Source organism: Streptomyces sp. NPDC086077, from assembly GCF_040686175.1.
In the GTDB taxonomy this organism is placed as follows: Bacteria; Actinomycetota; Actinomycetes; order Streptomycetales; family Streptomycetaceae; genus Streptomyces.
This window is the reverse complement of record NZ_JBFBJT010000197.1, coordinates 1-10836: the sequence shown is the minus strand read 5'-3', so window position 1 is coordinate 10836 and position 10836 is coordinate 1. Positions and strand designations below refer to the sequence as shown.

14 protein-coding genes and 1 pseudogene are annotated in these 10836 nt (G+C 71.8%); 8 read left to right on the top strand and 7 right to left on the bottom strand.

From position 1 onward, the window contains the following. Positions 1 to 116 precede the first annotated feature (116 nt). Together AB0O67_RS33920 and AB0O67_RS33915 are read left to right on the top strand one after the other, a co-directional pair. Positions 117 to 977, top strand: a complete 861-nt coding sequence (locus AB0O67_RS33920) for a hypothetical protein (RefSeq protein WP_365458772.1) — start codon at positions 117 to 119, stop codon at positions 975 to 977. 89 nt (positions 978 to 1066) lie between these two features. After that, positions 1067 to 1462, top strand: a complete 396-nt coding sequence (locus AB0O67_RS33915) for a VOC family protein (protein WP_365458769.1) — start codon at positions 1067 to 1069, stop codon at positions 1460 to 1462. Positions 1463 to 1474: 12 nt separating this feature from the next. On the opposite strand, the gene AB0O67_RS33910 is transcribed toward AB0O67_RS33915, so the two are convergent. Further along, entirely contained in the window at positions 1475 to 1777 is a 303-nt protein-coding gene (locus tag AB0O67_RS33910) for a DUF4235 domain-containing protein (protein WP_365458766.1), read from the bottom strand. Between the two features lie 75 nt (positions 1778 to 1852). Then, a complete protein-coding gene (locus AB0O67_RS33905) occupies positions 1853 to 2884 on the bottom strand; it encodes a glutathione S-transferase C-terminal domain-containing protein (protein ID WP_365458763.1) in 1032 nt (343 codons plus the stop codon). Between the two features lie 199 nt (positions 2885 to 3083). On the opposite strand from AB0O67_RS33905, the gene AB0O67_RS33900 reads away from it, so the two are divergent. After that, complete coding sequence (locus tag AB0O67_RS33900) at positions 3084 to 4052, top strand: cation diffusion facilitator family transporter (protein WP_365458760.1); 969 nt, start codon at positions 3084 to 3086, stop codon at positions 4050 to 4052. A gap of 95 nt (positions 4053 to 4147) precedes the next feature. Here the strand turns inward: AB0O67_RS33900 and AB0O67_RS33895 are convergent, their stop codons facing one another. Next, on the bottom strand, positions 4148 to 4597 hold the full coding sequence (locus AB0O67_RS33895) for a nitroreductase family deazaflavin-dependent oxidoreductase (RefSeq protein ID WP_365458757.1): 450 nt from the start codon (positions 4595 to 4597) through the stop codon (positions 4148 to 4150). A 189-nt stretch (positions 4598 to 4786) separates the two neighbouring features. Here AB0O67_RS33895 and AB0O67_RS33890 point away from each other — a divergent pair, with 189 nt between their 5' ends. Next, positions 4787 to 5233, top strand: coding sequence for a nuclear transport factor 2 family protein (locus AB0O67_RS33890; RefSeq protein WP_365458754.1), 447 nt, complete (start codon positions 4787 to 4789; stop codon positions 5231 to 5233). Here AB0O67_RS33890 and AB0O67_RS33885 read toward each other — a convergent pair. Further along, positions 5220 to 6097, bottom strand: a pseudogene (locus AB0O67_RS33885) (sigma-70 family RNA polymerase sigma factor). The gene AB0O67_RS33890 and the pseudogene AB0O67_RS33885 sit on opposite strands and share 14 nt — an antisense overlap. 26 nt (positions 6098 to 6123) lie before the next feature. After that, complete coding sequence (locus AB0O67_RS33880; RefSeq protein ID WP_365458751.1) at positions 6124 to 6708, bottom strand: TetR/AcrR family transcriptional regulator; 585 nt, start codon at positions 6706 to 6708, stop codon at positions 6124 to 6126. A 135-nt stretch (positions 6709 to 6843) separates the two neighbouring features. Here AB0O67_RS33880 and AB0O67_RS33875 point away from each other — a divergent pair, with 135 nt between their 5' ends. Further along, complete coding sequence (locus AB0O67_RS33875) at positions 6844 to 7302, top strand: nuclear transport factor 2 family protein (protein ID WP_365458748.1); 459 nt, start codon at positions 6844 to 6846, stop codon at positions 7300 to 7302. A 9-nt stretch (positions 7303 to 7311) separates the two neighbouring features. Continuing rightward, positions 7312 to 7830 (top strand): flavoprotein, encoded by a 519-nt coding sequence (locus AB0O67_RS33870; RefSeq protein WP_365458745.1) that lies wholly within the window; start codon positions 7312 to 7314, stop codon positions 7828 to 7830. Here the strand turns inward: AB0O67_RS33870 and AB0O67_RS33865 are convergent. Then, positions 7827 to 8960 carry a CE1758 family FMN-dependent luciferase-like monooxygenase gene (locus AB0O67_RS33865; RefSeq protein WP_365458742.1) on the bottom strand — a complete coding sequence of 378 codons (1134 nt, stop codon included), beginning with the start codon at positions 8958 to 8960 and terminating at the stop codon, positions 7827 to 7829. The genes AB0O67_RS33870 and AB0O67_RS33865 overlap by 4 nt on opposite strands. A gap of 37 nt (positions 8961 to 8997) precedes the next feature. Next, positions 8998 to 9465: a MarR family transcriptional regulator gene (locus AB0O67_RS33860; protein ID WP_365458739.1), complete on the bottom strand. Its 468-nt coding sequence runs from the start codon at positions 9463 to 9465 to the stop codon at positions 8998 to 9000. Positions 9466 to 9617: 152 nt separating this feature from the next. Between AB0O67_RS33860 and AB0O67_RS33855 the strand changes: the two genes are divergently transcribed. Together AB0O67_RS33855 and AB0O67_RS33850 are read left to right on the top strand one after the other, a co-directional pair. After that, entirely contained in the window at positions 9618 to 10181 is a 564-nt protein-coding gene (locus AB0O67_RS33855; RefSeq protein ID WP_365458736.1) for an NAD(P)H-dependent oxidoreductase, read from the top strand. 182 nt (positions 10182 to 10363) lie between these two features. Next, positions 10364 to 10836: MarR family transcriptional regulator (locus tag AB0O67_RS33850; protein WP_365458733.1), on the top strand; the 473-nt coding region annotated here is incomplete at its 3' end.

Genomic DNA, 10836 nt, shown 5'->3' with positions numbered 1-10836 from the left:
GGCGTCTCACCGCAGGCGTACCGCCGCACGTTCCGGACGACGCGCTGACCAAACGTTCCGGGCGGCTGCCGCGTCGGAGGGGGACGACGGCGGGCGCGCGGACAGAGGTGGCACACATGCGCAGAGGGCTGAGGGCGGCGGTGGCGCTCCTGACAGCGGTGACAGCGGCGACGGCGAAGGGATGCGACCCGGGTTCCGGCGACCGCGAGGACCTGGTGATCACCGGCACACCTCCGGCGAAGCCCTACGACGGGCCTCTGCACATCCCCGCACGCCCCCTCGGCGAGCGCGCCGAACCCGCCCCGCACCTGGACTCGGGCGCCGCGGGCCGGGCCCTGGAGTGCGACGGGGAGATCTACACGGGCGGTTCGAGCCGAGGCTGGGGCGAGGCCGACGGAGGCGCCACACCCGAGGAGGGCCTCGCGGCCTACCTCGACCTCGAACAGCCCGAGGAGCCGGACCACGGCTATCGCGCGGAACGCGAGACGGCCGACCGCGTCCTGTACTCCTTCGACGTGGCCGGCCGGACCAAGGTCGCGGTCGTGGTCGCCAAGGACCGCCCGGACTCCCCGGGCTGGGGTCCGGAGACGAGCGCCGCGTGCGACCCGGCCGAACTCCCGGCGTCGTTCACCGACACCCAGCCCTACGACATCTGGACCGACGCCCACGGCCACCGCGTGCCGTTCACCGAACTCCACACCACCCGGGGCGACGCGCACTGCGGGTGGCGGGCGGTCACCTTCCTGGAGACCCGAGGGGCCACCTACGCCCGTGACCCCGAGGGCGCCCTCCCCACCACCATGCTCACCGGTCCCTACCTTCCCACCACCCGCCTCCCCGCAGACGCCCGCGACACCGGCCACCACCTCGGCGAACGCCGCCTCTGGCGGACCGCCGACAGCGCGGCCGTGTACGTCGGCACCTTCGGCGAGGTGGAGTCCTGGCCCCAGGTGCAGCCCGGTCTGGGCTGCAAGTGAGCGGCCTGATTCCGCAGGGCCGGGACAACCGCAAGGACAGGGCGGCGGGACAGCATCGTCCCGCACCCACGAACCCTTCGGAGGAAGACATGTCAGTGGTGACCGCGGGCGTCTTGGTGCTCGACTGCGCCGAGCCCGAGAAACTCGCCGTGTTCTACAGGGAGCTGTTGGAGGCCGAGGAGACCGACGCGACCGCCAACCGCGTGGAGATCCGCAACTCCGACGGCACCCGTCTGGCGTTCCGGCGCGACGTCAACGCCACGCCGCCGAGCTGGCCGCGCCCCGAGAACTCCCTCCAGGCGCACCTGGAGTTCATCGTGACGGACCTGGACGCCGCCGAGCGCCGCGTCGTCTCGCTGGGGGGACGCCCCGTGGACACGAAGGACTCCGCCGTCGGGCCGTCCGGGGAACGCGGCTACTCCGACCCGGCGGGCCATTCCTTCACCCTGCGCCGTGCTGTGCCGACGGCGCCGAAGCAGGGCTGACCAGGGCCGGCGTCAGTCCCGGCCGCCCTTCTGCGCCGCCGGCCACACGCCGGTCGAGCGCTCGATGGCCTTGGCGCCACCGCGGTCCACGGCGCTGCGCACCGCGGCGAAGATGGCGCCCTGGACGGCGGCGGCCAGCAGGATCTCGCCCCACTTGCGGTCCGGGTCCAGCGCGTCCGGCGCGTCCTGCTCGTGCCGGATCGCCATCCACGTCTTGCGGAAGGCGAGCCCGGCCAGCCAGCCGCCGGCCCACCCCAGCAGCCAGCCGACGGGCTGGTAGGCGACGGGGAGCTTCTGCTTCTTCTTCTTGGCCACCTGGGTCTCCTTGGTTCGATCGATCGTGAGCTATGGGCTACGGGCTACGGCTACGGGTTACGGTGCTACGCCGGCTCAGGGTCGGCCGGTCACCGGGACCTCCTCGCCCGGGCGCACCGGCCCCGGAGGGGTGCCCTCACCGAACGGGCGCCCGCCGAGTTCCTCCCGGTGATGCTGGGCGAGCCAGCCCCCGAGGTCCGGGCCGAGCGGTACGATCCCGGTCGGGTTGATGCCGGTGTGCACCTGGTAGTAGTGCCGCTTGATGTGGTCGAAGTCGACGGTGTCGCCGAAGCCGGGCGTCTGGAACAGGTCGCGGGCGTACGCCCAGAGCACCTGGTTCTCCGTCAGCTTCCACCGGTTGCACTTGAAGTGACCGTGATAGACCGCGTCGAACCGGACCAGCGTCGTGAACAGCCTGATGTCCGCCTCGGTGATCGTGTCGCCGACCAGGTAGCGCTGCCCTGCCAGCCGCGGGGTCAGCAGCTCCAGCCGGCGGAAGACGTCCGAGCAGGCGGCCTCGTACTCATCCTGTCCGGTGGCGAAACCGGCCCGGTACACCCCGTTGTTGACGTCCTGGTAGACGCCCGCCATCACCTCGTCGATCTCGTCCCGCCGGCTCTTCGGATACAGGTCCGGCGCCCCCTCCCGGTGCAGGGCGGTCCACTCGGTGGCGAGGTCGAGGGTGATCTGCTGGTAGTCGTTGGTGACGAGCTGCCCGGTGGGCACGTCGACGACGGCCGGCACGCTGACACCGCCCGGATAGCCGGTCTCCCGCCTGTCGTACGCCTCGCCGAGGAAGCGGATGCCGAGGACGGGGTCACGGCCGTCCGGCTCGAGGGTGAAGCGCCAGCTGCGGTCGTCCTGGATCGGGTCCGCGACGGCCATGGACAGGGCCTCCTCCAGCCCCAGCAGCCGGCGTGAGATCGCCGCCCGGCTCGCCCACGGACAGGCACGGCTGACCACCAGACGGTAACGTCCCGCCTCGACCGGCCAGCCCTCCCGGCCGTCCGCCGTGATCCGGTCCGCGAAGTGGCTCTTGGACCGCCGGAACGACTTGTGACCGTACGCGCTGTTGCCGTCGCCCTTCCCGTCACCCTGGCCGCTCATGACCTCTCTCCTCCCTGCCGCGGGCGTGCTGTCGACCCGGGTTCCCCGAGTTCCCCCGTTTCCGCCCCTGGCACCGTGTGATCTGCCCCGACGGGGGCAATCGGCGGTGGTGAACGGGACATCCGCGGAATCAGCGAAGGACGGAGACCAGGAGCGGGCGAAGGCCCGGGGGAGGAAGGCGGATGCGGGCACGGAGCCCATGACCGACCGCAGGACAGACCACACTGCCGACCGGAAGACCCGTGTCACCGTGCTGGTCGCGCTCTCGGCCAACCTGGTGATCGCGGTGGCCAAGGCGATCGGCGGTGTGATCGCCGGCTCCCCGGCCCTGCTGTCGGAGGCGGCGCACTCCGTGGCCGACAGTCTCAACGAGGTCTTCCTGCTGGCCGCCCTGCGCCGCAGCCGCCGCCCCGCCGACCGGCGGCATCCCTTCGGCTACGGCAAGGAGCGGTTCTTCTGGTCGCTGCTCGCGGCCGTCGGGATCTTCGTCATGGGCGGTTGCTTCTCGTTCTTCCAGGGCGTCGAGGCACTCGCCAAGGGCGGCGAGGAGAGCTTCGGCGGCTATCTGGCCGGCATGATCGTCCTCGGTGTCGCCCTCCTCGCCGAGGGCGCGTCCCTGCTCCGCGCCCTGCACCAGCTGCGCGGGCAGGGTTTCGCCGACGGCCTGCGCGACCCGGCGCTGCGCACCGTCGTCGCCGAGGACGGCACCGCGGTGCTGGGTGTGACCCTCGCCCTCATCGGCATGGCGCTGCACATGGTGACCGGCGAGGTGGTGTGGGAGGCGTCCGCGTCGCTCGCCATCGGCGCGCTGCTGGTCTACGTGGCCTACCGGCTCGGCAAGGACGCCCGCACCCAGCTGATCGGCGAGGCCGCGGACCCGGAGTCGAGCGCCAGGATCTGCTCGCTGCTGCGGGCGCAGCCCGAGATCGACAGCGTGGAGGCGCTGTTCACCATGAAGACCGGCATCGACTCGGCGCTCGTGGCCGCCCGCGTCGACCTGGTGCCCGGTCTGGACAGCGAGCGGGTCGAGGAGGTCGCCGTGCGCATCAAGCGGTCGATCGCCCACGCGGTGCCGGAGGCCGGCCAGATCTTCCTCGACGTGACCGACCGGCCCGCGCAGGAGTCACGGGAAAGCCCCGCCGCGACGGGGGAACGCGGCGGGGCCTGACGTGCGGGTGCCCGGCACCCTCACCTTCATGCACGCCGGGCCCGGAAGAGTTTCCGGGCCACGGGGCGTCGGTCCCGGGCCTGGGAATCGCCGGCTCAGTCCCGGTCGACCGGTTCCAGCACGAACACCGGGATGACCCGGTCGGTTTTCGTCTGGTAGTCGGCGTACGGGGGAAAGGCGGCGACCGCACGCTCCCACCACGCCTCCCTCTCCGCGCCGGTGACCTCCCGGGCCGTCATGTCCCGCTTCACCGGCCCGTCCTGGAGCTCCACCTCGGGATGGGCCTTGACGTTGTGGTACCAGACCGGATGCTTGGGCGCTCCGCCCAGCGACGCCACGACGGCGTAGACGCCCCCGTGCTCGACCCGCATCACCGGCGTCTTGCGGATCTTGCCACTCTGCGCGCCCAGCGTCGTCAGCACGACGACGGGCAGCCCGGTGTCCAGCAGGGTCGTCCCTTCCGTTCCGCCGGAGCTCTCGTACAACTCCACCTGCTCGCGAACCCACTGCTCGGGGCTGGGCTCGTACTCACCCTCAAGAGGCATGGCAACCGTCCCATCGTCATGTACCGAAGCCGGCCAACACGGAGCCTCAACACTGGCAAACACCGGATTCATCCACCTCACCGACACTCCCGGCTCCCGCGATTACCTCCCGGGTAATCGCGTCGGCCGCGGGCCCACGGCAGAGTCGGGAGCGACCCCACCGGCCGCCGCCCGAAGGAGACGACCCCCATGACCGCCACCCCGACGGGGACCGCCACGACGACCCGTGCCGTGCTCGACGAACTGCTCCGCAGGATCGGCCAGGGGGACCCCGCGCACATCGCCGAGCTGTACGCCGCACACGCCGACTGGAAGCTGAGCTGGCCGGACGACGAGCACGGCCGCGCCGCCACCCCGTGGATCACGCAGCGCGGAGCGAACGGTGACGCCGCCGCCCACTACCGCGAGTTGGCCGCCCACCATGTCCCCGGCGCCGCGGACACCCGGATCGAGCGCGTTCTCGTGGACGGCGCCGACGCCGTCGTGCTGGGCGAGATCCGCCAGACGGCCCTGTCGACGGGGCGCGCCTACCGCGCCCGGTTCGCCCTGCATCTCACCGTCGAGGACGGCCTGATCGTCCGTCACCACGTCTACGAGGACAGCCTGTCGGTGGCCCGGGCCTTCAGCGCGAGCTGAGGCCGCCGAGCACCGCCAGCTCCAGCCGCCGCAGCCGATCAGGGTCGGCGACCACCTCGTACGAGCCGATCCGGTCGCCCTCGACGGTGACCGTGAGGGCGAGGAGCAGCCGTCCGTGCGGGGCGACGACGACGCCGACGCGGCCGTCGACGAGGGCCGTGGCCGCATGCCGGGACCGCTCGCGCAACCGCACCGTCCCCTCGGCCACCGCACGGGCGCCCCGCAGTTGCGGAGCCGTCCCGGGCGGCAGCACGGCGGGGTCGGCCCGGCGGACCACGTCCGGGGCCAGGACGTCGAGCAGCGCGCCCATGTCACCGCCCCGCGCGGCGGCCAGAACGCCTCGACCACCCGCCGGTGGCGGTCCAGCTCGGCGGCGGGCAGTGCCGGGGTGCCCCGCACCTTGTGCCGGGCCCGGCTGGCCAGCTTCTTGGCCGCCGGCCGCGAACGGCCCACGACATGGGCGATGTCCTCGAAGGGCACGGCGAACAGGTCGTGCAGCACGAACGCGACCCGCTCGGCCGGCCCCAGCGTGTCCAGGACGACCAGCAGCGCCAGCCCCACCGCATCGATCAGCACCGCCTCGTCCTCGGGCGCGTTGCCGTCGCCGTCGAGGTCGGGGCCGTACGGCTCCTCACGCCGGGCCGAGCGGGTCCGCAGCATGTCGAGGCAGATCCGGGACACCACCGTGGTCAGCCAGGCCGCCAGATTGCCGATGCCGTCGCCGCCGGCCCGGCTCAGCCGCAACCAGGCCTCCTGGACGGCGTCGTCCGCCTCGTCGGGCGAGCCCAGCATCCGGAACGCGACCGCCCGCAGCCGCCCGCGCTCGGCCTCGAACCGCGCCGCCAGCTCCTCCTGCCCGCCCACGGGTCACCTCTCTCCAGCCCGCTTCGTCACTCCTGCGACGGAACGGCCCCGGCCGAAGTGACATCGGCCGCCAGCAGCAGCCGGGCCCCCTCGCCTGCCTGCGCGGCGGGTTCCGCGCTCCCGGTGATCCCGGCCGTGGCCATGGCGCCCTCCGCCAGCAGGTACAGCGGCGCGGTGAGCGCGGCGGGCAGCCCGGCGTCGGCCACCAGGGTGCCGACGTACTCCCGGAAGGCCTGCTTGTGCGCCCGCACCTGCGCGGCCACCCCGTCGGAGACGGCACCCAGTTCGCCGTAGGCGTTGATCCAGGCGCAGCCGCGGAAGTCCTCCTCGGCGAACCACTCGGCAAGCCAGTCGAAGACCGCGAGGATCCGCTCCCGGGGCTCCTCCCGGGCGGCCACGAACGTGGCGAGCCGCTCGCGCCAGCGCACGTCACGCCGCTCCAGATACGCCACGACCAACTGCTCCTTCGCCGGGAACAGCTGGTAGAGGCGTTTGAGCGAGACCCCTGAGGCGCCGCGCACGTCGTCCATGCCGACGGACTGCACGCCCCGCCCGTAGAACAGCCGCTCGGCGGCGTCCAGAGCCCGCTCCCGGGCGACTGCGCTGTCCATGGGACGACCACTTCCTTGACGTGAGAACGAGATGACCGCGTGTACCGGTTGACGTGAGAACGCGCGTTCTCCTAGCGTATCAACGAGTTGGAGAACGCACGTTCTCCCTCGTGACCCGACTGTCGAGGAGAGCCCATGAGCACCCGCCCGCCCCTGCCGCCCTTCACCCGCGAGAGCGCCGCGCAGAAGGTGCAGGCCGCCGAGGACGCCTGGAACACCCGCGACCCGCACAAGGTCGCGCTCGCCTACTCCGAGGACTCGGTCTGGCGCAACCGCGGCACCTTCGTCACCGGCCGCGCCGAGATCGTCGCGTTCCTCACCGCGAAGTGGGAGCGCGAGCTGGAGTACGCCCTGCGCAAGGACCTGTGGGCGTTCGACGGCAACCGCATCGCGGTCCGCTTCCAGTACGAGTGCCGGGACGCCGACGGCCAGTGGTGGCGGTCGTACGGCAACGAGCTGTGGGAGTTCGACGCGAGCGGCCTGATGACCCGGCGCGAGGCCAGCATCAACGACGTGGCCATCGAGGACAGTGCGCGCCGTATCCACGGCCCGCGGCCGGCGGCCGAGCGCGGGTGGTCGTTCCCGGTTCAGTAGGGTTCCCGGGTGACCGAACAGGACGGGAAACCTTTCCTCTACGTCGTCGTCTGCGCCGCCGGGATCGCCGCGGACGTGGGCGAGCTGATCGCCGCCGCCCAGGAGCGGGGGTGGGAGGTGGGCGTCATCGCGACGCCGGTCGCGATGGGCGGCTTCTTCGACACCGCCGCCGTCGAGGCGCGGACCGGCCGTCCGATCCGGTCTGCCTGGCGCACGCCGGACGATCCGCGCCCCTTCCCGCCACCGGCCGCCGTGGCGGTGGCGCCGGCCACCTTCAACACCATCAACAAATGGGCGGCGGGCCTGGGCGACACCCTCGCCGTCGCCACCCTCTGCGAGGCGTACGGACTGGGTGTCCCGATCGCGGTCCTGCCTTGCGTCGGGGACGCGCTGGCGGCTCATCCCGCCTACCAGGACAGCCTGATACGGCTGCGGGGGATGGGCGTCCGCTTCGGCGAACCGTACTCCGGCGAGGAGGTCGGCAACGCGTTCCGGTGGGAGCGCGCGCTGGACCTGCTCGACCGCTAGGGCTGGACGACCGCGGGTGTGCGCCTCGCCGTCGGGTCCGCCCCCCGCGGCGGCTGTGCGTGCCCCGTGGCGATGAGCGAGGCGTGGGTGGGCGCGTCCGGAACGTGCGCGGGACGGCCGAGGGCGAACTCCTCGCGCAGGACGGGCACGATCTCGCCCAGCAGCTCGATCTGTTCGAGCACGGTCTTGTGCGGGACGCCGATGCCGTCCACGTTGAACAGCTGGCGCTGGTAGTCGCCGCCCGCGTTCTCGCGGTAGGTGAGCACCCGCTCGATCACCTGCTGCGGGCTGCCGACCAGCACCGCCGTCCGCGCCATGGTGTCCTCCAGGGAGGGGCCGCTCCCGTAGCCGGCGGATCCGTCGAAGTAGGGGCGGAACTCGCGCAGGGCGTCCTGGGAGGCGGGGCGCACGAAAAGGTGCGCGGCCAGGCCGACCACGGCCTGCTCGGCCCGGCCGTGCCCGTAGTACTCGAAGCGGCGCCGGTAGAGGTCGACCAGTTGCCGGACGTGTTCCTTGGGCCAGAAGAGATTGTTGTGGAAGAAGCCGTCGCCGTAGTAGGCGGCCTGTTCCGCGATCTCCGGGCTGCGGATGGAGGCGTGCCAGACGAACGGGGCCACGCCGTCCAGCGGGCGGGGGGTGGCGGTGAAGCCCTGCAGCGGGGTCCGGAACTCCCCTTCCCAGTCGACGACTTCCTCGCGCCACAGCCGGCGCAGCAGGGCGTAGTGCTCCATCGCCAGCGCGATGCCGTTACGGGTGTCCTGGCCGAACCACGGGTACACGGGTCCGGTGTTGCCCCGGCCCAGCATCAGGTCGAGCCGTCCGTCGGCCAGGTTCTGGAGCGTCGCGTAGTCCTCGGCGATCTTCACCGGGTCGTTGGTGGTGATGAGCGTGGTCGACGTGGACAGCAGGATGCGTTCCGTCCGTGCCGCGATGTACCCGAGCAGCGTGGTGGGGGAGGACGGGACGAAGGGCGGGTTGTGGTGCTCGCCGATGGCGAAGACGTCCAGACCGACGTCCTCGGCGAGCCTCGCGTACTCCACGAGGGCCTTGATCCGCTCGTGTTCCGTGGGAGTCCGGCCGGACAGCGGGTCGCGGGCCACGTCTCCCACGCCGAAGATTCCGAACTGCATGGTGTGGTTCCTGTCTGTGGTGTCGGTCGCGCGGCGCTCAGGTCGCGACGTTGCGGAAGGCGGCGGCGAGCGCCCTGAGGTCCAGGCCGGCCAGGTGGTCGAGGAAGTGGCGCCGGACGGCGGCCAGATGGGCCGGCCAGGCCTCTTCCAGGCGGGCGAGGCCGGCGTCGGTGAGGGCGGCGTGCCAGCCGCGGCCGTCCTGGTCGCACTGCACCCGCCGGATGAACCCCTCGCCTTCCAGCCGGTGCACGACACGGGTCGTGCCGCTGAGCGACATCTCGCAGGCGTCGGCCAGGTCACCCATGCGCAGCTGACGGTGCGGTGCTTCGGACAGGTGCATCAGGGCCAGGTACTCCGTGGTGGGCAGCTGCTTCTCGCGGACCATGGCGGCGTCGATCGCGCGCGGCAATGCGTAGACGAGATGCGGAAGGGACCGGACGACGGCCTCCTCGTCCGCGGTGAGCGGGCGCGGCGCGGCAGCGGACGGTGCCGGCTTCTGGGTCATGGCAGACATCACCTCGTTCCTTGGTCACGGTCGGGGGTGGACCGGTCGCGACATCGCTTACTTGACGAAGCAAACATATGCTGCCTAGGTTGCTTGTCGAAGCAAATATATCCCGGGCCTGTACCGGGAGCGCCTTTGTGAAGGGATTTGGCATGATCAAGATCGGCATCATCCTCGGCAGCACCCGCCCCGGGCGTAACGGGGAGGCCGTGGCCCACTGGGTCCGCGACATCGCCTCGCAGCGCACCGACGCGGAGTTCGAGCTGGTCGACCTGCTCGACTACAAGCTTCCGCACCTCGACGAGATGCTGCCGCCGTCGCTGGGCCAGTACTCCCAGCCGCACACCCAGGAGTGGGCGCGCAAGATCGACTCCTTCGACGGCTTCGTCATCGTGACGCCCGAGTACAACCACTCGACGTCCGGAGTGCTGAAGAACGCGATCGACTTCCTGTACGCCGAGTGGAACAACAAGGCCGTCGGCTTCGTCAGCTACGGCTCCCTGGGCGGCGCCCGCGCGGTGGAGCACCTCCGCCTGGTGGCGGCCGAGCTGCAGATGGCGGACGTGCGCGCGCAGGTCGCGCTGTCGCTGTTCAACGACTTCGAGAACTTCAGCGAGTTCAAGCCCGGCGACTTCCAGGTGGAGGCCCTGAACACCACCCTCGACCAGGTGCTGGCCTGGAGCGCGGCCCTCGCCCCGCTGCGTGCCGCCGCGTAACGCACGCACCGCACCTCGCCCCCGGGTGCCGCCCTGTGAAGGGCGTGCCGGCCCAGGGCGGCACGGGCGCGACCGGTCGGCTCCGGCGTGGCAACGACGCCACCACGGAGCCCACCGGTCCGCCGGGCACCGGTTTGCGGGGCACTCGATCAGGTCCTTCACCGGACAAGTAACATGAGGCCATGTCACGTGCAGCAGGGCAGCCCGATCCCGTCGAGCGGGAGCTGCGACCCCTCACCCCGGACGAAGAGGCCGTCGTACGGTCGCTCGGCCGCATCGTCTACTCCCTGCCGCGTGCCCTCGACGCCGACATGATCCGCGAGCAGCGGCTGTCCCTCACCGAGTACCTGGCTCTGGTGAACCTCTCCGAGGCGCCCGACCGCCAGTTGCGCATGGGCGATCTCGCTGAGACCTGCGAGATGTCACTGAGCGGCATGACCCGTCTGGCGGGCCGGCTGGAGAGCCAGGGACTCATCCGCCGGGTCCGGTCGGAACAGGACGCCCGCGGCTGGAACGCGATCCTCACCGACGCGGGTTTGGCGCGGCTGGAGGAGGCCTACCCGACCAACCTGGCCTCGGTCCGGCGCCACTTCCTCGACCACCTGACAGAACTGGACCTCGGCAAGCTCGCGGCGGCGCTGCGCAACATCGCCAC